Below are 20874 nucleotides of genomic sequence, written 5' to 3' on the forward strand. Positions count from 1 at the left end.
TTGCGACTCGTCTTCCTCTATGGACAGGCGGCGGCCGGCAAGCTGACGATCGGCCGGGCGCTGGCGGCGCGCACGGGGCTGGCGCTGTTTCACAACCATCTCGTCGTCGATGCCGTCGCTTCGGTCTTTCCGTTCGGCAGCGACGCCTTTGTGCGCCTGCGCGAGCGGTTCTGGCTGGAAGTGATCGCGGAAGCCGCACGACAGGGCCGGTCGCTGATCTTTACCTTTGCGCCCGAATCGAGTGTGGCGGAAGATTTTCCCGAGCGAGTCCAGTCACTTGTCGATAGTCATGGCGGCCAGACCCTGTTCGTGGCGCTGACGCTCGATCGCGCGGAACAGGAACGCCGGCTGGTGGCCGAAGATCGGGCCGCATTCGGCAAGCTGCGCTCGCTGGAGCTGCTGCGGGCCCTGCACGGAGAATTCGAGCGATGCATGGCGGCGATGCCCGCCCCTGCCCTAGCGATCGATACGGGCAGCACCTCGCCCGAGCAGGCAGCCGAGCACATCGCACACCTGCTGTAACGCGTCGTCCCGGTTCTCCGCCGGGGAGACGGCCAGGTCTCAGATCCGCTCGCCGCTCAGCCGCTGACAGACCATGTCGAGCTGATCGAGCGTCGAATAGGAGAGCGTCAGCGTGCCGCCTTTCGGACCATGGGCGATGCGGACGTTGAGGCCGAGCACGTCGCCCAGCTGATGCTCGAGCGCAGTGATATCGGCATCGCGGATCTTGGGATCGGCCTTGCGCCGCGATCCCGGCTTGGCCTGGCGCGCCAGCTTCTCGGTCTCGCGCACCGACAGGCCCTTGCTGGCGACTTCGCGGGCAAGCCGCTCCGCCTCGGGCGCGCCGATCAGGGCGCGGGCATGGCCCATGTCGATATCGCCGACCACCACCATCTGGCGCACGCCCTCGGGCAAGTCGAGCAAGCGGAGCAGATTGGCGACATGGCTGCGCGACTTGTGGACGAGCTTGCCGAGCGCTTCCTGGCTGTGCCCGAACTCGCGGATCAGCCGGGCATAGGCCTCCGCCTCTTCGATCGCATTGAGGTCCTGGCGCTGGATATTCTCGACCAGCGCGATTTCCATCGTCTCCGCATCGTCGAAATCGCGGACGATGACGGGGACTTCGTGCAGCCGGGCGCGCTGCGCCGCGCGCCAGCGCCGCTCGCCGGCGACGATCTGGTAATTGTGCCCGGTAGGGCGGACGACGATCGGCTGGATCAGCCCGCGCTGCTTGAGCGATTGGGCCAGTTCCTCCAGCGCGTCTTCGTCGAAATGGCGGCGCGGCTGGTCCGGGTGCGGCACCAGCGAGCTGACCGGCAGCATCCGCAGGCCCGAAGCGGCATCGGGCGTGCCCGAGACCGGCGCTTCGGGAACGGCATCCCCCAGCAGGGACGAGAGCCCGCGGCCAAGGCCGGGGCGAGGCTTGCGGTTGGCGTCGGTCATGCGGCTTTCTTGAGCTTGGGCAGGCGGTCGATCACTTCGCGGGCGAGCGCGATATAGGCTTCCGAACCGGGGCAACGATGATCGTAGATCAGCGCCGGCAGGCCATGGCTGGGCGCTTCGGACAGGCGGACGTTGCGCGGGATCACCGTGTCGAACACGACGCGGCCGAGCACGGCACGGACATCGTCCGAAACCTGATCGGTCAGGCGGTTGCGGCGATCATACATGGTCAGCACCACGCCCAGGATCGACAGGCCGGGATTGAAGCGGCTGCGGATGCGCTCGACCGTGGTGAGCAGCTGGCTGAGCCCTTCGAGCGCGAAGAACTCGCATTGGAGCGGCACCAGCAAGGCATGTGCGGCGACCATCGCATTGATCGTCAGCAGGCCCAGCGAGGGTGGGCAATCGATCAGGATCACGTCCCAGCGATTGGCATGGTGACGCGCGATCGCCGCATCGAGGCGATGGGTGCGGGCCTCGAACTCGATCAGCTCGATTTCGGCACCCGACAGGTCCTGCGTCGCCGGGACGATGTCGAGCCCCGGCACCTTGGTAGGCGTGGCGACGTCCTCGAGGTTCACATCGCTGACGAGCAGGTCATAGCTCGAATGCTCGCGCTCGGCACGGGTGATGCCAAGGCCGGTCGAGGCATTGCCCTGCGGATCGAAGTCTATCAGCAGCACGCGCTGCCCGGTCGCGGCGAGCGCAGTGCCGACATTGATCGCCGTAGTGGTTTTTCCCACCCCGCCCTTCTGGTTGGCGATTGCGATGCAGATCATCTGGGGCGTACCTTTCGCGCGACCACGATACCCGATTCCGGCTGCGTGATGCTGGGTTCCACGTGAAACGCACCCTGCCATTTCGCGCGCGCCGCTTCCACCTCCGATTGCGCGCTTCGTCCTTTTGGCAGCAACCAGATTGTGGATGAGTCCGTGCAATGGGCCGCGGTGCGGAACAGATCGGGCAACGCGGCGACGGCGCGGGCGGAAACGATCGCGGCCTTGCGCTCCGGCACATAGGCTTCGACCTTGCAATGGGCGACATTGGCCCGATCGGCGATGCCCAGCGCCTGGATGGCATCGCGGAGGAACTCGACGCGGCGGATGCGCGGTTCCACCATCACTACCGGGCGATCGACCAACAGCGCGACGATCAGGCCGGGCATACCGGCGCCGGTGCCGATATCGAGCCAGACGCCCGCCTCCGCTTCGGCTGCGAGCGGGATGAGCTGCGCCGAATCGACGAAGTGCCGCGCCCAGAGCGTCTCGAAGGACGCTGCGGAGATCAGGTTCTGCCGAGTCGATTCCTCGCGCAGAATCGCCCCGAAGCGCTCCAGCAGCGTTCCACGTGGAACACCGAAGCGATTAAGGATCCAGTCTCGAGCTTCGTTCTCGGTCATGCAGCGCGCCGCTTCGCGTGGAGGAGGATGGCGGAAAGCGCCGCCGGCGTAATACCGCGAATGCGGGCGGCGGCGCCAATTGTCTCCGGCCGCGAGGCGCTGAGCTTCTCGACCATCTCGTTGGAGAGGCCGGCAATGGCGGTGAAATCCATGGTCGCCGGCAGCTTCACGGCGTCATTGGCGCGCAGCTGGGCCACTTCGGCCTCCTGGCGCTCGAGATAGGGGGCATAGCGGGCATCCTCGACATATTCGGCGAGCAGGTCGGGATCGGCCTCCGGGTGGATGTCGAGATGCTGGAGCTCGATACTGGGGAAGCGCAGCCATTCGCGCGCCGGGCGACGCGCGCCGTCCTGCGCGACCGTGGCACCCCGGGCCGCCAGCGCGCTGGCAGTGCGCTCCACCGCGAAGGCCGCATCCAGTCCAGCCCTGCCCCGCTCGCGAGCGTGGAGCCAGGCAAGCCGCTCGGGCCCAAGCGCGCCCAGCCCGGCGGCAATCGGGCCGAGGCGCGACCCGGCATTGTCGGCCCGCAGGCGCAAGCGGAACTCGGCGCGGGCAGTGAGCATGCGATAGGGCTCGGTGACGCCCTGCAGCACAAGGTCGTCCACCATGACCCCAAGATAGGAAGTCGCGCGATCGAGGATCAGCGGCGCGAGCCCGCGGGCATGGGCGGCGGCGTTGAGCCCGGCGACCAGGCCCTGCCCCGCTGCTTCCTCATAGCCAGTGGTGCCGTTGATCTGGCCGGCGCACCACAAGCCGGGGATCGCCGGCAAGGCCAGGGTCGCATCCAGCGCGCGTGGATCGATATGGTCGTACTCTACGGCATAGCCGGGAGTCACGATCACAGTATGCTCCAGCCCCGGGATCGAATTGACCATCGCCCTCTGCACATCGACCGGCAGCGAAGTCGACATGCCGTTCGGATAGATCAAATGGGTATCCAGACCTTCCGGCTCGAGGAAGATCTGGTGGCCGTCGCGATCGCCGAAGCGATGGATCTTGTCCTCGATCGAGGGGCAATAGCGCGGACCCTGTGCGTCGATCGCGCCGGTGAACAGCGGCGAACGATCGAGCCCGGCACGGATCGTGTCATGCGTGGCATGGGTGGTGCGCGTGACGCCGCAATGGAGCTGGGGCAGCATGCGGCGCGGCGTGAGCGGCGACATGGTCCAGGGATCGGCATCCGAAGGCTGCTCCTCGATCCGCGCCCAGTCCACGGTGCGGCCATCGAGACGGGGGGGCGTGCCGGTCTTGAGCCGGGCCATGGGGAGGTTCAGCCCGCGCAGCTGCTCGGCAAGCCGGATTGCGGAACCCTCGCCTACCCGGCCGCCAGTCTCGCGCTCCTCACCGCGGAAGATGCGCCCGCCAAGGAAAGTGCCGGTGGCGAGCACCACGGCGCGACAGGAAAGCAGCCTACCATCCGCCAAGCGGATTCCGGCAACGGTACCCCCGTCCAGCTCGAGCGCCTCCGCCTCTCCCGCGACGAGCATGAGATCAGGCTGCCCGGCGAGCATCTTCTGGATCGCCGCGGCGTAGCGCCGCCGGTCGGCCTGGACGCGCGGGCCCTGTACGGCAGTGCCCTTGGACCGGTTGAGCATGCGATAATGGATGCCGGCGGCGTCGGTGGCGCGGGCCATCAACCCGTCGAACGCATCGACTTCGCGAACCAGATGCCCCTTGCCCAATCCGCCGATCGCCGGGTTGCACGACATCGCTCCCAGCTTCGTCAGGTCGAAGCTGAGCAATGCCGTGCGCGCGCCGCGGCGGGCCGAAGCGGCAGCCGCTTCGGTGCCGGCGTGCCCGCCGCCAATGACGATGACATCGAAATCCATTGGCCGCGCGCTACAGAAAGCGCACGGCCGCGTCAAAAGCGTTCCACGTGGAACAGCCTATTTGCCGATGCAGAATCGCGCGAACAGCGCGTCCAACATCGCCTCCACCCCTGCCCGCCCGGTGATCGCATCGAACGCGCGCATCGCGCTGCGCAGCTGCTCCGCGATCAGGAGCAGATCCTCCTCCTGCTGGGCGGCCCGCAACGCGCTGGCAGCATTCCGGGAAAGCGCACGCTGCCGAGCGTTGAGCGCCATCTGGTCGGTCGGCGGGAGCATATCGGCGGCAAGCCGCGCCATCGCACTCCACAGCGCATCCAGCCCCTCGCCCGTAAGCGACGACAGCGACAGCCGATCCGCCGCCGCCATACGCCCCGGCAGGTCCGCGCGCGGATTGAGCCAGAGGCAGTGCGCATGTTCCGGTGGCGGTTCGTCCCCCAGCCAGAGCAGGATATCCGCCTCGGCTTGCGCTGCCTGGGCCCGCGCAATGCCGATCGCTTCGATCTCGTCGCCGGGCAGTGCCGCCAATCCTGCCGTATCGATAAGCAGCCAGGCGATCCCGCCCCGTACCACCGGCGCCTCGATCCGATCGCGGGTCGTGCCCGAGATCGGCGAGACGATCGCCGCGTCGCGCCCGATCATCCTATTGAGCAGTGAGGACTTGCCGGCATTGGGTGGCCCCGCGAGCACGACGCGGATCCCGTCGCGCAATCGCTCGACCGGCGGGCGATCCGCCACTGCCTCGATATCCTCCGCCAGCGCCGCGGCACCGGATCGGAGCGCCGGAAGCAGCGCGGCATCGGCGACATCTTCCTCATCGCTGTGATCGAGCTCGGCCTCGACGCGCGCAGCAAGCATCAACAGCCGGTCGGTCCAGCCCTCGACTGCCCGGCGAACCGCCCCTTCCGCCGATCGGATCGCGGACCGGCGCTGCGCCTCGGTCTCGGCCATCAGCAGGTCGCCCAGCCCTTCGGCTTCGCTCAGGTCGATCCGGCCGTGCAACAGCGCCCGCCGGGTGAATTCACCCGGCTCGGCCGGTCGGAGCCCGGATCGGCCAGCCAGCGCCGCCTCGACTGCGCGGACCACCGCGCGGCCGCCATGGAGATGGAGTTCGGCAAGATCCTCCCCCGTCGCGCTGCGCGGACCCGGGAAGCAGAGGATGAGCGCGCGATCGAGCAAGCTGCCATCGGCGGGATCGTGCAGGGCCCGCACCGCAGCGCGGCGCGGCACAGGCAGATCGCCGGCGAAATCGCGCACCATATCGAAAGCGCACGGCCCGCTCACGCGCAGCACGGCAATCGCGGCGGGAAGCGCGCCGCTCGAGACCGCGTAGATCGTGTCCATTATTTCTCGGTCTTGCTCCCGGCATCGAACATCGCGCGCCAGAAGCCCATGCCGGCCTCGCTCATCGGCGCCCAACTCTGCAGCATCGCGCGGAACGCTTCGGGACTGCCTTGCTTGTCGATCGCATCCACCATCATCGCCACATAGCGTTCATGCACCGGGGCGAGGTCCGGCAACCCCATTGCGCGACGCGCCTCTTCGGGGGTGCAATCCACCTCGACATTGATCTTCATGGCCGTCTCCGTTGCGCGGGCAGCACCGCGGCTGCTAGTTCGAGCCCATCTATGCGCGCGACCATGCCGTCATCGCAACGCCCATCGGCCGGAACCGAGCCGATGAAGGCCGGCGACCCGGCCAATTGCGGACCGAAGATCAGATCCTGGCCGTTCGATCTCGAGCGGCACCACGCCGGAAGGACATTGCCATGAGCGAGACGATCAGCATCGACACGATCGACGGGAGCGGCAGCTTCCAGGCCTATGTCGCGCATCCTGAGGGTAGGCCACGCGCCGCGATCATCGTGATCCAGGAGATTTTCGGCGTGAACCCGGGCATTCGCCGGAAGTGCGACGATTGGGCGGCCAAGGGCTATCTGAGCCTCGCGCCGGACCTGTTCTGGCGATTGGAGCCCGGCATCCAGCTCGATCCCGACGTGCCGGAACAATTCCAGCAGGCATTGGGCCTGATGGGCAAGTTCAACCAGGACGCCGGCATTCGCGACATCGAGGCGACGATCAAGCGCGCCCGGGCGCTGCTCGGCGATGGCGGCAAGGTCGGCGTGGTGGGATTCTGCTTGGGCGGCCGCCTGGCGTTCATGACCGCGACCCGGACGGACAGCGATGCAAGCGTCGGCTATTATGGCGTGGGGATCGACAATCTCCTCGGCGAGAAGCACGGCATCGCCCATCCGGTGCTGCTCCACATTCCGCAGGCCGATCATTTCGTCGATCCCCAGATTCAGGCGGCGATGCATGCCGGACTGGACGACCACCCCAAGGTCACCCTGTTCGACTATCCCGGCGAGGACCATGGCTTCGCCGATACCTTCGGCAAGCGGCGCTCGGACGAATCCGCGAAGCTGGCCGATGGGCGGACGGCCGAGTTCTTTGCGAGGAATCTATCGTAAGAAACTGAGATTCATGTGCTGAGGCGAGCCATTTGCGAGTGCCTCAGCACACCGACATCGGGTCAGCGACATAGGCTTTCACGAAGTCGGTGAAGCTGTCGGCGACCCAGCGATCGCCTGCGGCGATAACGGCGATCCGGCCATAGTCTTCGCCCTCTTCGCAGCAGATGATCCAGGCCCAGCACCAGATCATGTAATCGGCGAAGAACAGACAACGCTCCGCCTTGGCCGCGACGGCCGGTCGGCGATGGGCGCTTGGCCGGCCTCCCTATCCCGAACCGAAAGACAACGATCCAAGACACCACTGCCATGACCGCCAGCAACGATGTCCAGGGCCATTGCAAGGACATCCGGCCCGTTCCTCAGAAGAAGCTGGCGATCCCCGGCGTGCCGTGCGTGCCCACCCAGCCTTCATAGATCATCCGGAAGGCGACAAAGACGATCACGATGAGGCCGAGATAGGCGATCCACGGATAGCGGTTGATCAGCTTGGCGATCAGGTTCGCGGCGATGCCCATCAGCGCGACCGAGAGCAGCAGGCCGACGACCAGGATACCCGGATGCTCGCGTGCGGCACCGGCCACGGCGAGGACGTTGTCGAGGCTCATCGAGACATCGGCCACGGCAACCGCCCAGGCCGCGGCGGCGAAGCTCCTGGCCGGCTTCAGGCCCGATTCGACTTCATCGGCATGCGGGCCGCCCTCGCGGATCTCGCGCCAGAACTTCCAGCTTACCCAGAGCAGCAACAGCCCGCCCGCGAAGATCAGCCCGACGATCCCCATCAGCCAGCTGACGATCAGCGCGAAGAGGATACGCAGCAGGAGCGCCGCGCCGATGCCGATCAGGATCACCTTCTTGCGCTGGTCCGCCGGCAGGCCCGCAGCGAGCGCGCCGACGACGATCGCATTGTCGCCCGCCAGCACCAGGTCGATCATCAGCACCGAGCCGAAGGCGGCGAGCGCGGACGGATCGCCGAGATTCGAGAAGTCGGCGACGATGTGGTTCCAGATATCGAGCGGAGAACCCATACCGGCCGTGGCGGCGCTGAGAAGCAAGTCGAGCATCGCTAAGCCCTAGCGTGACGCCGGCAAAAGAAAAGGCCGGGCGTCGCGCCCGGCCTTTCCCAATCCCGCCATGCCCCCTCCCTGGAAAGGAGGGGTCCGGACGATCACTGGTTCATGCTGTCGAAGAAGTCCTCGTTGGTCTTCGAATCCTTCATCTTGTCGAGCAGGAATTCCATCGCATCGACGGTGCCCATCTGCATGAGGATGCGGCGCAGCACCCACATCTTGGTGAGCTTGGACTTGTCGACCAGCAGCTCCTCCTTGCGGGTGCCCGACTTGCCGACGTCGAGCGCCGGGAAGATGCGCTTGTCGGCCACCTTGCGGTCGAGGACGATTTCCGAGTTGCCGGTGCCCTTGAACTCTTCGAAGATCACTTCGTCCATGCGGCTGCCGGTGTCGATCAGCGCCGTGGCGATGATCGAGAGCGAACCGCCTTCCTCGATGTTGCGCGCGGCACCGAAGAAACGCTTCGGGCGCTGCAGGGCGTTCGCATCGACGCCGCCGGTGAGCACCTTGCCCGACGACGGCACCACCGTGTTGTAGGCGCGGCCGAGGCGCGTGATCGAATCGAGCAGGATCACCACGTCCTTCTTATGCTCGACCAGGCGCTTGGCCTTCTCGATCACCATCTCGGAGACCTGGACGTGGCGCTGCGCCGGCTCGTCGAAGGTCGAGGAAATCACTTCGCCCTTCACGCTGCGCTGCATGTCGGTCACTTCCTCGGGGCGCTCGTCGATGAGCAGCACGATGAGGAAAACCTCGGGGTGATTGTCGGTGATCGCCTTGGCGATGTTCTGGAGCAGCACGGTCTTGCCGACGCGCGGCGGCGCCACGATCAGCGCGCGCTGGCCCTTGCCCTGCGGCGCGACGATGTCGATCACGCGCGCCGACTTGTCCTTGATCGTCGGATCGAGGCTGTCGAGCGTCAGCTTCTGCTCGGGATAGAGCGGCGTGAGGTTGTCGAAGTTGACGCGGTGGCGGACCGCATCGGGATCGTCGAAATTGACCGAGACCAGGCGCGTGAGCGCGAAATAGCGTTCGCCGTCCTTGGGCGCGCGGATCTCGCCTTCCACCGTGTCGCCGGTGCGCAGGCCGAACTTGCGGACCTGGTTGGGCGAGACATAGATGTCGTCGGGGCCGGCGAGATAATTCGCCTCGGGGCTGCGCAGGAAGCCGAAGCCGTCGGGCAGCACTTCAATCGTGCCCTCGCCCATGATCTGGTCGCCCTGCTCGGCCTGTGCCTTGAGGATCGCGAAGAGCAGATCCTGCTTGCGCAAAGTCGAAGCGCTCTCGACGCCGAGCTCTTCGGCCATCGAGACCAGTTCGGCGGGGGCTTTCTTCTTGAGGTCCTTGAGATGCATTGGGAGTCCGGATGCCTGGATTGCCTGGGAGGGAGCGTCGGTCGGCGGTACGGTCGCGCGCGAATAACGATGCTTGGAGGAGGGATGGCCCGGTGACCCGGACCACAACGCCGAATTAGGTATGGCCCAAGGCCAAGTCAACCGGTCTCGGCGGCCTGCATCACGCTTTTGCGGCAAGCCTCATCTTGCGGGAGACGGAAGCCTGGCGCAATTATGTTACGTTGGCCGTCAGAAGGGCTTCACGACCGCCAGGATGACGATCGCGATCACTGCCAGCGCGGGCAATTCGCCCAGCATGCGCAGCCGCCGCGCGGGGATCGGCCCGCGACCATTGGCGAGTTTGCGCGAATAGCTGACCGCCCAGCCGTGAAATCCGGAAAGAAGCAATACGATCAATATCTTGGCATGCAGCCAACCCAGGCCCGCACCGCCTTCGAACAATCCGAGATTGGCAGCAAGGGCGAGTCCGAGCAGCCAGACGATCACGATCGAGGGCGTGAGGATCATCCGGCGGAGCAGCGTCTCGCGCTTCGTCCAGGCCGCGGCTTCCGGCGTGCCGAGCGCCTCCTGGTGATGGACGAGATAGCGCGGCAGCAGGAACAGGCCGGCCATCCAGAAGATCACGAAGATGATGTGGAACGCCTTGACCCAGAGATAGGCCCCGCCCAGGAATCCCGTCATGCTCGCCTCCGCTCGCGGGCTGCCATCAACCCCTCCTGATCCGCGCCAGCAGCCGTTCGACATGCGCGATCGGCGTGTCCTGCTGGATGCCGTGGCCGAGATTGAACACATGCGGGCGGCTTGGAAAGGCCGAAAGGATCCGCTCGACCGCGCGATCGAGCGTCTCGCCCCCGGCGATCAGCGCCAGCGGATCGAGATTGCCCTGCACAGGGAGATCGTCGGGCAGCACGCCGTCGGCCCAGGCCGGATCGACCGTCTCGTCGAGCCCGATCGCATCGACACCGGTCTCGCGGGCATAGGCGGGGAGCTTGCCGCCGGCGCCCTTGGGGAAGCCGATCACCGGCGCCCGGCCCTTCACCGCGGCCGCGATGCGGGCGGTGGGAGCGATCACCCAGCGTTCGAACTGCTCGGGCGAGAGGCTGCCGGCCCAGCTGTCGAACAGCTGCACCGCTTCCACGCCGGCATCGATCTGGGCGTTCAGATAGTCGATCGTGCAGTCGGCGATGCGATCGACCAGCGCCTGCATGAGTCCGGGATCCGCATGGGCCAGCCGACGTGCCTCCGCCTGCTCGCGGCTGCCCTGCCCTGCGATCATATAGGTGGCGACGGTCCAGGGGCTGCCTGCGAAGCCCAGGAAGGTCACGCGCGGGTCGAGGGCAGTCCGTACCTGCCGGACGGTCTCGTACACCGGCTGCAGGGCCTCAGGACGCGATTCAAGGGCATCCAGGACGTCGCGCGACGTCACGGTCGGTGCCAGCCGCGGCCCCTCGCCGGTTTCGAACCAGAGTTTCTGGCCCAGCGCCATCGGCACCATCAATATGTCGGAGAACAGGATCGCGCCGTCCATGCCGAAGCGGCGGATCGGCTGGAGCGTGATCTCGGCGGCGGCCTGCGGATCGAGCGCCAGTTCGAGGAATCCGCCCTTCTCGGCCCGGAGCGCGCGATATTCGGGCAGATAGCGGCCCGCCTGGCGCATCAGCCATATGGGCGGCACTTCCTGTCGAACGCCCTTCAGCGTCTCGAGCAACGGCTTGGTTCGGGGGACGATCAGGGCCTCGGTCCTAAAACTATTAAAAGAGAATCTAGGAATTGTTGGAGTCTGTTGGCGCGTGGAAACCGGGGCTTATGCATTCGTCCGCGACTTGCCAACAGATTGACTCCGGCGGGCCCTCGGGAGTCTCCGGATTCGCCGGCGCCGTCCCCGTTTTCAACAGGCTGTGGATCGGAATCACAAGCTGGGGACGGGCATGTGGACGAATCACCAGCCGGAGTCGTCAAACTGACCCGATTGGTTCGTGCGCCCGGTTGCGCTAGTGGCTGTGCGGCATGTTCTCCACAGATTCACTCACGGCCTGATGCGTCTCCATCTCCACCTCCTTTCCGATTCCACCGGCGAGACGCTGGAGAACATCGCCAAGGCGGCGCTGGCCCAATATGACGATGTGGAGACGCTGCGGCATTTCTGGCCGATGGTGCGCAGCGAAGCGCATCTCGAGCGGATCCTGCAGGAAATCGCCCAGAATCCGGGGCTGGTGCTCTACACGCTGGTGAATCCCGAGATCCGCCGCACGCTGGAGAGTCGCTGCCGGGCGATGGGATTGCCGGCGATCGCGCCGCTCGATCCGGTCAACCATGCGCTCTCCAACCTGCTCGGCCAGGAAGCCAAGGCGCGCCCGGGGCGGCAACATACCCTCGATGCCGCCTATTTCGCGCGCGTCGACGCCATCCAGTTCACCATCGCGCATGATGACGGGCTGCTCGCCGAGGATTGGGAGGAAGCCGACATCCTGCTGGCCGGCGTCTCGCGCTCGTCCAAGACGCCGACGTCGATCTACCTGGCGAACCGGGGCTACAAGACCGCCAACATCCCGATCGTGGTCGAATCGCCGCCGCCGCCGGAGCTGTTCGACCTCAAGCATCCGCTGATCGTCGGCCTTACCACGAGTGCCGACCGGCTGATCCAGATTCGCCGCAACCGGCTGCTCTCGCTGAACCAGGCGACCGAGACCAGCTATGTCGAGCAGGACGCGGTGACGCGCGAAGTTGCCTATGCGCGGCGGATGTTCGCCGACAATGGCTGGCCGGTGATCGACGTGACGCGCCGCTCGATCGAGGAGACTGCCGCGGCGATCATCCAGCTGTGCAACGAACGGACGCTCGAAAAGGGAAGATCATGAAGCTGGTGCTCGCCTCGCAAAGCGCTTCGCGCCGCGCCATGCTCGACGATGCCGGCGTGCCGCATGAAGCCGTGACGGCGCAGGTCGACGAAGCCTCGGCCAAGGAGTCGCTGGTCGCTGGCGGCATTTCCCCGCGCGACCTGGCCGATGCGCTGGCCGAGCTGAAGGCGCTCAAGGTCTCCGGCCTCGTGCCGGGCGCGCTGGTGCTGGGCGGCGATTCGCTGGTCGCGCTCGACGACGGCTCGCTGCTCGACAAGCCGGAGAGCCGCGAGCAGGCGGCGGATCATCTGCGCCGCATGTCGGGCCGGACGCACGACATCTACAGCGCCGCGGTGATCGCCGAGGGTGGCCGGGCAGTGTGGCGCCATGTCGATCGCGCGCGGCTGCACGTCCGCCCGCTCTCCGAGACGTTCATCGCGGAATATCTCGACATGGAATGGCCCGCCATCGCCGGTTGCGTCGGCTGTTTCCGGATCGAGGGCCCCGGCGTCCAGCTGTTCGGCCGGACCGAAGGCAGCCACTTCACCATCCTCGGCATGCCGCTGCTGCCGATCCTCGACTATCTGCGCATCCGGGGAATATTGACGTCATGACAGCCTATGCCGAGGTGATCGGCGACCCCATCGCCCAGTCCAAGTCGCCGCTGATCCACGGTTTCTGGCTGGGACAGCTCGGCATCGCGGCCGAATATCGCCGCGCCCATGTGAAGCCCGAGGAACTGGCCGGCTACTTCGAATCGCGCAGGGCGGATCCCGACTGGCGCGGCTGCAACATCACCCTGCCCCACAAACAGGCCGCGCTCGAATTCGTCGAGGATCGCGGCGGGATCCGCCAGTCGATCGGCGCGATCAACACGGTGGTGCGGGCCGAGGACGGCGCGCTGATCGGCACCAATACCGATGCCGGCGGCTTCTACGCACCGATCGCGGGCCTCGATCTCGAGGGCAGGCATGCGGTGGTGATCGGCGCGGGCGGCGCGGCGCGGGCGATCCTGTTCGCACTGTCCAAGGTCGGCATCGGCCGAGTGACCTTGCTCAACCGCAACGTGCTCAAGGGCGCGGCCCTGCTCTCCGGGTTCGGGATCAAGGGCGAGGCGCTTCCCCTTTCGGCCAAGCTGCCGCCGGCCGCGCTGCTGGTGAATGCCAGCGCGCTCGGCATGGTCGGCCAGCCGCCGCTCGAAATCGACCTGTCGCCGCTGCCCGAGGACGCGCTGGTCTATGACGCAGTCTATGCCCCGCTCGAGACCGATCTCCTTGCCCAGGCGCGCGACCGCGATCTCGACACGGTGGACGGGCTCGAGATGCTGGTCGGCCAGGCCGCGCTCGCCTTCGAGCTGTTCTTCGGTGCCGAGCCCCCGCGCGACCGCGATGCGGAACTGCGCGCGCTTCTGCTGACGTCATGATCGCCCGCCCCGCGATCATCCTGGGCCTCACCGGGTCGATCGGCATGGGCAAGTCGACGGTAGCGGCGATGTTCGCGGAAGACGGCGTGCCGGTGTTCGATGCCGATGCCGAGGTCCATCGGCTCCAGGGGCCGGGAGGTGCCGCGCTCGCCGCGATCGAGGCGGCATTCCCGGGCACCACCGGCGATCTCGGGGTGGACCGCGCGCTGTTGCGCGAAGCGGTGACTGCCGACCCCGGCGCCTTTGCCCGGCTCGAGGCGATCCTCCATCCCGCGGTGGCGGAGATGCGCGAGGCCTTTCTCCAGGCGAATCGCGATGCGCCGCTGGTCGTGCTCGACGTGCCCTTGTTGTTCGAGGCGGGCGGCTGGCGCCATGTCGACAGGATCGCCGTGGTCTCCGCGCCGGCCGAGGTGCAGCGCGAACGCGTGCTCGCCCGCCCGGGCATGACCGCGGCGCGATTCGAGGCGATCCTCGCCCGTCAGCTGCCCGACTCGGAAAAGCGCGCGCGCGCGGATTTCGTGATCCCCACCGGCGTGCCGATCGGGGAGACGCACGCGGTGGTCCGTGATGTCATCGCTTGCCTAGCGGGCCGCGTGGGAGGATAAGGTTCCCATGCGTGAAATCGTGTTCGACACCGAAACCACCGGGCTCAGCTTCTCGGGTGGCGACCGGCTGGTCGAGATCGGATGCGTCGAGCTGCTCAACCGCGTGATGACCGGCCGCACCTTCCACGCCTATATCAATCCCCAGCGCCCGATGCCGATCGAGGCGTTCAACGTCCACGGCCTGTCGGACGTGTTCCTCTCGGACAAGCCGTTGTTCGAGGACGTGGTCGAGGACATGCTGGAGTTCATCGGCGACAGCCCGATGATCGCGCACAACGCCAATTTCGACTTCGGCTTCATCAATGGCGAGCTGACCCGCAGCGGCCGACCGATCGTCGACCTGGGCCGCATGGTCGACACGCTGGCGATCGCGCGCGTCAGGCATCCGGGCGCCAAGCACACGCTCGATGCGCTGTGTACCCGCTACGGCATCGATCTCACCCAGCGCACGCTGCACGGCGCGCTGATCGACGCTTCGCTGCTCGCGCAGGTCTATGTCGAGCTTACCGGCGGGCGGCAGATCACGCTGGGCCTGGCGGTGGACGCGCCGGTGGCGCGCGAGACGATGGTCGAGGCGCCGGCGCGCGGACATGCGCGCCCGGCACGCCAATTTAGCGCCAGCGCGGCGGAACTCGAACGCCACGCGGCCTTTCTCTCTAAGATGGAGGACCCGCTCTGGGGCGTCGCCCCGGCCAGTTGACTCCCGGCATTTGCCGGCGGTTGATCGGTTCGGACCCGCACCAGCCGGGGTCCTCGGTACAAAGTGGAGGTGAACAATGGACATCCGGGTTTCTGGGCATCAGGTCGAGACCGGCGACGCGCTCAAGGCGCAGGTCAACGAACGGCTCCAGGGGATTGCGGGCAAGTATTTCTCGCGCGCGATCTCGTCCCAGGCGACCTTCGGCAAGGGGCCGCACGACAACGGGTTCACCTGTGACATCGTGATGCACGTCACCCAGGGCCTTGTCCTCAAGGCGACGAACAAGGGCATGGAGGCCCATGGCGCGTTCGACGGCGCAGCCGACCGGATCGACAAGCAGCTGCGCCGCTACACCCGCCGGCTGAAGGACCGCCAGAACGGCGTGGTCAATGCGTTCGCCGAGAACGGCGCCTATGACAACAATGCCGGCTACACCCTTTTCCAGGAGACGGTGGACGAGGACGAGCCGGTCGATGCGCCGCTGATCATCGCGGAGACTCGGGTCGACGTGCCCGACGCCACGGTTTCGGATGCGGTCATGATGCTCGATCTGCGGAACACCAATGCGCTGCTTTTCCGAAATAGCGCGACAGGTGCCCATAACATGGTCTATCGGCGCGGCGACGGGACCATCGGATGGGTGGAACCCAATCGCGCCGCCTGAGTATTAAAGGCAGGCCCCGGGGGGCGGACCTCAACTGGAATATCGATGACGACCATCACTGAATTGCTCGTGCCGGAGGCAGTGCTCTCCGGCGTGAGTGTTGCCAGCAAGAAGGCGCTGTTCGCGGCGCTGGGTGCCACCGCAGCCGAGGCTTATGGTCTCGACGCGCGTGCCGTTTCCGAAACCCTTTCCGAGCGCGAGAAGCTGGGCTCGACCGGCTTCGGCGCCGGCATCGCCATTCCGCACGGCAAGCTGGACGCGATCCGCCGCGTCTGCGGCGTGTTCGTGCGGCTGGACAAGCCGGTCGATTTCGGCGCGGTGGACGAACTGCCCGTCGACCTCGTCTTCATGCTGCTCTCGCCGGTGGGCGCGGGTGCCGAGCATCTGAAGGCCCTGGCGTGCGTCTCGCGCTGTCTGCGCGACAAGGCGATCGCCGCCAAGCTGCGCGGCGCCGGATCGCGCGATGCACTCTATGCGCTGCTCGCGGGCGTGGAGGCGCGTGACGCAGCCTGAGGAGCCCGTCGGGGCGACGGCGCATTTCCGCGCACTCGAATCGCTCTATGCCGCGGCACCGATCAACCGGCTGTTCGAGTCCGTGCTCGAAATCCCGGAAGGTGGCGTCGCGCGCATCCGCTTCACCATCGACGAGCGCTATTTCCATGCGGCCGGCGCGGCGCATGGCACGAGCTATTTCAAGATGCTCGACGATGCCGCCTTCTATGCGGTGAACAGCCTGGTCACCGATCGCTTCGTGCTGACGACGCAGTTCAACCTGTTGTTCACCAAGCCGCTCGGCCCCGGGCCGGTGGTGGCGGAAGGGCGCTGGGTGAGCGGGCAGCGGCGCGTGTTCGTCGGCGAGGCCCGGCTGATCGACGCGACCGGCGAGGAAGCGGCGCGCGGCACCGGCACCTTCATGCGTTCGCGCATCCCGCTCGCCTCGCTTCCCGGATATCGCCAGGGCTGATGGCGCGGATCGCCACCGGCATGCTGGTCAATGCGCTGATCCGCCGTGCCGAAGGGGCCGGCGGCGGTGCGATGGTACTGGCCAGGGGCGATGCGACTGCCGGCGCGATACTGCTCCTGCTGGTCGAGCGGGGCGCCAATCCGCGCTTCGTCGAGCGTGGACTGGGCCCCGACGGAAACCCCGCGCTGATCGCCTCGGGCCCACACCAATTCGCCGACGAGGGCGAGGTTACGGCCTATTGGCGGCGCCGCCGCGCGCGCGATTCCGACCTCTGGGTAGTGGAACTGGACATCGCGGATGCGGAACGCTTCGCCGCTGAAACGATCGCGATGAATTGACATGTAGGGCGCGGCCGGCGAAAGGCGGCCCCTACTATCAATCGCGTTGTGCCTGCCGGGGTGTGAAGTCGGTCGGTTACGCAGTCGGGGGGGAAGCCCGGCGGTCCAATATAGAAAACGGGCCGGCCGCGCACCAACCGCACAGCAACGAAGCCTAATGAAGTTCATCCATCGCGCCGCGGGTTTCGCGGCCGTGACTTTTTGCGCTGGCGCACTTGCGAATGCCGCCACGCTCGACATGACCGCGGACGCGCAAGATGCGCCGGTTCAACTGGTCAACGTCCAGAACCTCCAGCAGGTTCCCGCGCCGGCCCCGCAGGCCGCGCCGACTCCGATCCAGGAAAAGACCGAGATCGTCCAGCCGATCCCCAATGCGGATCCGGACGACGAAGATTTCAACTCGCTCACCGAAGCCGTGGCCGCGCAGGATGCGCCCGCGTCGCTCGACAGCGAGCTCAACTGCCTCGCCGTGAGCGTCTATTACGAGGCGAAGAGCGAGCCGCTCGCCGGCCAGCTCGCCGTGGCGGACGTGATCCTCAACCGCACCGAATCGGGTCGCTTCCCGCGCTCGGTCTGCGGCGTGGTGACCCAGCGCGGCCAGTTTTCCTTCGTCCGCGGCGGCAAGCTGCCCACCCCGCCGGCCAACGGCCAGTGGAAGAAGGCGCTCGCCGTGGCCCAGGTCGCGATGAAGGACCAGTGGGATTCGCCCGTGCCCGAAGCGCTCTATTTCCATGCCCGCTATGTGAAGCCGAGCTGGAAGCGTGCGCGCGTGGGCGCCGTCGGCAACCATGTCTTCTATCGTTGATGGCGGATTGGCGGCGCCGGCCCGGTGCCGAAATCCAAGATAGGCGAGTCGCGGGCTTCCCTGCGTTCGCGTAATGTTCTAGACGGTCGGGGATGACTTCCCCGGCCGTTTCGATTCCGGAAGACCCGCTGCCCGATGGGCCCTTGATCGCCGCCGATGTCGCGCGCGGCGTCACTCGGCTGCTGCTCCGCCACGATTGCGTCGCTCTCGCCGAGGTGCCGCTGGAGGGCGGCCGCCGCGCCGATCTGATGGCGATCGATTCGCGCGGCAACATCGTCATCGTCGAGATCAAGGTATCGCGTGCCGATCTGCTCGGCGACGGCAAATGGACCGATTATCTCGCGCATTGCGATCGCTTCTTCTGGGCGGTGCCCGAGGGGTTCGACCTCAGGCCCTTCGAGCAGGAGGGTTTCCTGCCCGCGCGCGCGGGGCTGATCGTCGCCGATCGCTACGATGCGGCGGTGATGCGCGAGGCGGCGACATTCCCCCTGCCCGCGCCGACACGGCGGAAATGCACGCTGGCCTTTGCCCGGCGCGCGGCGCGCCGGGTCATCCAGATCCTCGATCCCGACGCGGAAGCGGCGTTCTAGAGCTTCGGGCCGGCCGGAGCCGCGCTGCCCGACTTGCCGCCCTTGGGCGCTTCGGCGAGCAGCTTGGCGATCTGCGGATATCGGGTCTCGTCGCGGGCATAGTCGCGCGCCGACTTGCCGGTGACATTGTCGGTCCGGTCCGGATTGGCGCCGGCGGCGAGGAGCTGGCGGGCGACGTCGATGTCATGAACCTGGACGGCGCGGATCAACGGCGTCTCGCCGCTGGTGTTGGCCGTGTTCACATTGGCGCCGTACTTGAGCAGAATCTGCACGCCGTCGCCCCAGCCACGCTCGGCGGCGATGATCAGCGGGGTATTGCCGCGATTGTCCTGCAGGTTCGGATTGATGTCGTCCTGTTGGAGCAGCACGCGCAGATAGGTGGAATCGCTGCGCCGCACCACGATGTGGAGCGCGCCCTCGCCGGTCGAACGATCCTTGGTGTTGACGATGCGGAGCGACTTGTTCTCCAGATACTTGTTCACCTTCGTGCCGTCCGTCTCGCGGATGGCATTGAGGAAATTGTAGCTGTCGGAGAATTGCTGGGCCGATGCGGGCGCGGCGGCGAGCATCAGCAGGGCGGCGCCGGCGGCGCCCAATACGCGAACGTTCATGTCTTGCCCAAACCCCATAGCGGCAGTGCTTGCAAGCCCCGGACTATCAGATCATGGCTGACGATACCATGAGCAGGATATTTCAGGCCCTTGCGCCTTTGCTACTGATCGTCTCGGGCTGCAGCGCCGCCCCGGGCGAACCGCCGCTCGCCGGCGCCCGCATCGGCGGCCCCTTCACGCTGACCGATCCGGACGGCAAGCCGGTGCGCGACAGCGATTTCGCCGGCAAATATCGCATCGTCTATTTCGGCTATACCTGGTGCCCGGACATCTGCCCGAACGACATGCTCAAGATCGGCCAGGCGATGAAGACGCTCGACAAGCAGGCGCCGGCCAAGGCCAAGGCGATCGTGCCGATCTTCATCACCGTCGATCCCGAGCGCGACACGCCCAAGGTGGTCGGCGCGTTCGTGCGCAACTTCGACGATCGCATCGTCGGCCTCACCGGCAGCCCGGCGGCGATCGCGGCGGTGGAGAAGCAATATGCGGTCTATGCGAAGAAGGAACCGGCCGGCCCGAACGGCGCCTATCTGGTAGGGCACAGCCAGATTGCCTATCTGATGGACAAGGACGGCAAGCCGATCACGTCGCTGCCGATCGAGAAGGATGCTGCGGCCGTGGTGGAGCAGCTCGACCATTGGGTGAGATGACCGGGAAATTCTGGGAAGACCTGCCGCTGGAAAAGCTCGACCGGGCGCAATGGGAAGCCCTTTGCGACGGCTGCGGCAAATGCTGCATCCACAAGCTCGAGGACGAGGAGACCGGCGAGCTGATGGCGACCAATGTCGCCTGCCGCCTGCTCGACCGGCGGATGGGGCGCTGCTCCGACTATAAGCACCGCCATGCCTATGTCCCCGAATGCGTGCGGCTGACCGCGCGCAACGTCCGCGACATCGAATGGCTGCCCTCCACCTGCGCCTATCGCCTGCGCGGCGAAGGCAAGCCCCTGCCCGATTGGCATTATCTGGTGAGCGGCGATCCCGAATCGGTCCATGCGGCCGGCCAGTCGACGCGCGGCTGGACGGTGAGCGAGGACGACGTCGTCGATTTCGAGCACCATCTGGTGGACCGCGAGCTTTGAGCGAACCGGAGATCGAGGTGGTCCGTCACGCCCGGGCGCGGCGGATGCGGCTCTCGGTCGATCCGCGGTCCGGCCGCGTGAAGCTGACGCTGCCGCCGCGCGCCTCGCTCAAGAAGGGCATGGACTGGGCGCGCGAGCAGCAGGGCTGGATCGCGGCGCAGCAGGCGAAGATGCCCGAGGCGCGGCCGTTCGCGCCGGGCGCGCGAATCCCGATCGGCGATGCCGAGGTGGAGATCGTCTGGCCGGCGACCGGCGCCGGGCGCACGCCGCGGCTGGCCGGCGACCGGCTGTTCTGCGGCGGCCCGCGCGAGGGGCTGGAGCGGCGCATCGAGCGCTGGCTCCGCCTGGCGGCACTCGACCTGTTGAGCGAGGAGACCGCGGAATATGCCGAGCGCGCGGGCGTTACGGTCACCAAGGTCTCGATCGGCGATCCGCGCGGGCGCTGGGGGAGCTGCGCTTCCTCGGGCCAGATCCGTTACAGCTGGCGGCTGCTGCTGGCGCCGAGCCATGTGCGGCGATCGACCGTGGCGCATGAAGTGGCGCACCGGATCCACATGAATCATTCGCCGGCGTTCCACCGCGTGGTGGCGGAGCTGTACGAAGGCGATCCGGAGCGGGCACGGGCCTGGCTCAAGCGCAACGGCGCGGCGCTGCACTGGTACGGCCGGTAAGGCTTCCCCCTCCCCAGGGCGC

Annotated in this window: 28 protein-coding genes; 16 read left to right on the forward strand and 12 right to left on the reverse strand. The window is 66.9% G+C overall.

Annotated elements, in window-relative coordinates; all coding sequences use genetic code 11:
• Complete coding sequence (locus tag FHR20_RS13095; RefSeq protein WP_167300049.1) at positions 1–522, forward strand: P-loop nucleotide/nucleoside kinase family protein; 522 nt, start codon at positions 1–3, stop codon at positions 520–522.
• A 39-nt stretch (positions 523–561) separates the two neighbouring features.
• Here the strand turns inward: FHR20_RS13095 and FHR20_RS13100 are convergent, their stop codons facing one another.
• Genes FHR20_RS13100 through FHR20_RS13125 form a run of 6 tightly spaced genes read right to left on the reverse strand, consistent with a single transcriptional unit; the run spans position 562 to position 6245 of the window.
• The gene (locus tag FHR20_RS13100; RefSeq protein WP_167300050.1) at positions 562–1443 is read right to left on the reverse strand and encodes a ParB/RepB/Spo0J family partition protein; all 882 of its coding nucleotides are present in this window, start codon (positions 1441–1443) and stop codon (positions 562–564) included.
• Entirely contained in the window at positions 1440–2222 is a 783-nt protein-coding gene (locus FHR20_RS13105; protein ID WP_167300051.1) for a ParA family protein, read from the reverse strand. Before FHR20_RS13105 ends, FHR20_RS13100 begins: the two co-directional genes overlap by 4 nt.
• A complete protein-coding gene (gene rsmG / locus FHR20_RS13110) occupies positions 2219–2842 on the reverse strand; it encodes a 16S rRNA (guanine(527)-N(7))-methyltransferase RsmG (RefSeq protein WP_167300052.1) in 624 nt (207 codons plus the stop codon). Before rsmG ends, FHR20_RS13105 begins: the two co-directional genes overlap by 4 nt.
• On the reverse strand, positions 2839–4671 hold the full coding sequence (gene mnmG / locus FHR20_RS13115; RefSeq protein WP_167300053.1) for a tRNA uridine-5-carboxymethylaminomethyl(34) synthesis enzyme MnmG: 1833 nt from the start codon (positions 4669–4671) through the stop codon (positions 2839–2841). Before mnmG ends, rsmG begins: the two co-directional genes overlap by 4 nt.
• 57 nt (positions 4672–4728) lie before the next feature.
• The gene (mnmE, locus tag FHR20_RS13120; RefSeq protein ID WP_208413580.1) at positions 4729–6012 is read right to left on the reverse strand and encodes a tRNA uridine-5-carboxymethylaminomethyl(34) synthesis GTPase MnmE; all 1284 of its coding nucleotides are present in this window, start codon (positions 6010–6012) and stop codon (positions 4729–4731) included.
• A complete protein-coding gene (locus FHR20_RS13125; RefSeq protein WP_086127787.1) occupies positions 6012–6245 on the reverse strand; it encodes a DUF6489 family protein in 234 nt (77 codons plus the stop codon). Before FHR20_RS13125 ends, mnmE begins: the two co-directional genes overlap by 1 nt.
• Positions 6246–6436: 191 nt before the next feature.
• Here FHR20_RS13125 and FHR20_RS13130 point away from each other — a divergent pair, with 191 nt between their 5' ends.
• Positions 6437–7138 (forward strand): dienelactone hydrolase family protein, encoded by a 702-nt coding sequence (locus tag FHR20_RS13130; RefSeq protein ID WP_167300054.1) that lies wholly within the window; start codon positions 6437–6439, stop codon positions 7136–7138.
• 43 nt (positions 7139–7181) lie between these two features.
• Here FHR20_RS13130 and FHR20_RS13135 read toward each other — a convergent pair whose 3' ends face one another.
• From FHR20_RS13135 to hemE, 5 genes are all read right to left on the reverse strand, one after another.
• Positions 7182–7331, reverse strand: a complete 150-nt coding sequence (locus tag FHR20_RS13135) for a hypothetical protein (RefSeq protein WP_167300055.1) — start codon at positions 7329–7331, stop codon at positions 7182–7184.
• Positions 7332–7500: 169 nt separating this feature from the next.
• Entirely contained in the window at positions 7501–8202 is a 702-nt protein-coding gene (locus FHR20_RS13140) for a TerC family protein (RefSeq protein ID WP_167300056.1), read from the reverse strand.
• A 104-nt stretch (positions 8203–8306) separates the two neighbouring features.
• Complete coding sequence (rho, locus tag FHR20_RS13145) at positions 8307–9563, reverse strand: transcription termination factor Rho (RefSeq protein ID WP_137862830.1); 1257 nt, start codon at positions 9561–9563, stop codon at positions 8307–8309.
• A gap of 228 nt (positions 9564–9791) precedes the next feature.
• Entirely contained in the window at positions 9792–10244 is a 453-nt protein-coding gene (locus FHR20_RS13150) for a CopD family protein (protein ID WP_167300057.1), read from the reverse strand.
• A 25-nt stretch (positions 10245–10269) separates the two neighbouring features.
• Positions 10270–11334, reverse strand: a complete 1065-nt coding sequence (gene hemE, locus FHR20_RS13155) for a uroporphyrinogen decarboxylase (protein ID WP_425057385.1) — start codon at positions 11332–11334, stop codon at positions 10270–10272.
• A gap of 265 nt (positions 11335–11599) precedes the next feature.
• On the opposite strand from hemE, the gene FHR20_RS13160 reads away from it, so the two are divergent.
• The 11 genes from FHR20_RS13160 to FHR20_RS13210 all read left to right on the forward strand — a co-directional run bounded on the left by FHR20_RS13160 (position 11600) and on the right by FHR20_RS13210 (position 18489).
• Positions 11600–12421: a pyruvate, water dikinase regulatory protein gene (locus FHR20_RS13160; RefSeq protein ID WP_208413581.1), complete on the forward strand. Its 822-nt coding sequence runs from the start codon at positions 11600–11602 to the stop codon at positions 12419–12421.
• Entirely contained in the window at positions 12418–13014 is a 597-nt protein-coding gene (locus FHR20_RS13165) for a Maf family protein (protein ID WP_167300058.1), read from the forward strand. Before FHR20_RS13160 ends, FHR20_RS13165 begins: the two co-directional genes overlap by 4 nt.
• Positions 13011–13823, forward strand: a complete 813-nt coding sequence (gene aroE, locus FHR20_RS13170) for a shikimate dehydrogenase (protein WP_167300059.1) — start codon at positions 13011–13013, stop codon at positions 13821–13823. Before FHR20_RS13165 ends, aroE begins: the two co-directional genes overlap by 4 nt.
• Entirely contained in the window at positions 13820–14428 is a 609-nt protein-coding gene (gene coaE / locus FHR20_RS13175) for a dephospho-CoA kinase (RefSeq protein ID WP_167300060.1), read from the forward strand. The genes aroE and coaE overlap by 4 nt, the downstream gene beginning before the upstream one ends.
• Before the next feature lie 7 nt (positions 14429–14435).
• Positions 14436–15128, forward strand: a complete 693-nt coding sequence (dnaQ, locus tag FHR20_RS13180) for a DNA polymerase III subunit epsilon (RefSeq protein ID WP_167300061.1) — start codon at positions 14436–14438, stop codon at positions 15126–15128.
• Between the two features lie 76 nt (positions 15129–15204).
• Entirely contained in the window at positions 15205–15792 is a 588-nt protein-coding gene (gene hpf / locus FHR20_RS13185) for a ribosome hibernation-promoting factor, HPF/YfiA family (protein WP_167300062.1), read from the forward strand.
• A 45-nt stretch (positions 15793–15837) separates the two neighbouring features.
• Positions 15838–16305: a PTS sugar transporter subunit IIA gene (locus FHR20_RS13190; RefSeq protein ID WP_167300063.1), complete on the forward strand. Its 468-nt coding sequence runs from the start codon at positions 15838–15840 to the stop codon at positions 16303–16305.
• Complete coding sequence (locus tag FHR20_RS13195) at positions 16265–16756, forward strand: PaaI family thioesterase (RefSeq protein WP_167300064.1); 492 nt, start codon at positions 16265–16267, stop codon at positions 16754–16756. The genes FHR20_RS13190 and FHR20_RS13195 overlap by 41 nt, the downstream gene beginning before the upstream one ends.
• Positions 16756–17094 carry a DUF1491 family protein gene (locus FHR20_RS13200; protein WP_167300065.1) on the forward strand — a complete coding sequence of 113 codons (339 nt, stop codon included), beginning with the start codon at positions 16756–16758 and terminating at the stop codon, positions 17092–17094. Before FHR20_RS13195 ends, FHR20_RS13200 begins: the two co-directional genes overlap by 1 nt.
• Before the next feature lie 157 nt (positions 17095–17251).
• Entirely contained in the window at positions 17252–17899 is a 648-nt protein-coding gene (locus tag FHR20_RS13205; protein WP_167300066.1) for a cell wall hydrolase, read from the forward strand.
• Between the two features lie 92 nt (positions 17900–17991).
• A complete protein-coding gene (locus FHR20_RS13210; RefSeq protein ID WP_167300067.1) occupies positions 17992–18489 on the forward strand; it encodes an MmcB family DNA repair protein in 498 nt (165 codons plus the stop codon).
• Here FHR20_RS13210 and FHR20_RS13215 read toward each other — a convergent pair.
• Positions 18486–19100, reverse strand: coding sequence for an ankyrin repeat domain-containing protein (locus tag FHR20_RS13215; RefSeq protein WP_167300068.1), 615 nt, complete (start codon positions 19098–19100; stop codon positions 18486–18488). The two genes, FHR20_RS13210 and FHR20_RS13215, sit on opposite strands and share 4 nt — an antisense overlap.
• 53 nt (positions 19101–19153) lie before the next feature.
• On the opposite strand from FHR20_RS13215, the gene FHR20_RS13220 reads away from it, so the two are divergent.
• The 3 genes from FHR20_RS13220 to FHR20_RS13230 are packed head-to-tail and all read left to right on the forward strand — an operon-like array spanning position 19154 to position 20852.
• A complete protein-coding gene (locus FHR20_RS13220; protein WP_167300069.1) occupies positions 19154–19750 on the forward strand; it encodes an SCO family protein in 597 nt (198 codons plus the stop codon).
• A complete protein-coding gene (locus tag FHR20_RS13225; RefSeq protein ID WP_208413652.1) occupies positions 19747–20181 on the forward strand; it encodes a YcgN family cysteine cluster protein in 435 nt (144 codons plus the stop codon). The genes FHR20_RS13220 and FHR20_RS13225 overlap by 4 nt, the downstream gene beginning before the upstream one ends.
• Positions 20178–20852, forward strand: coding sequence for a M48 family metallopeptidase (locus FHR20_RS13230; protein ID WP_243857312.1), 675 nt, complete (start codon positions 20178–20180; stop codon positions 20850–20852). The genes FHR20_RS13225 and FHR20_RS13230 overlap by 4 nt, the downstream gene beginning before the upstream one ends.
• Positions 20853–20874: the final 22 nt, after the last annotated feature.

Source organism: Sphingomonas leidyi (genome assembly GCF_011761945.1).
GTDB classification, from domain to species: domain Bacteria; phylum Pseudomonadota; class Alphaproteobacteria; order Sphingomonadales; family Sphingomonadaceae; genus Sphingomonas; species Sphingomonas leidyi.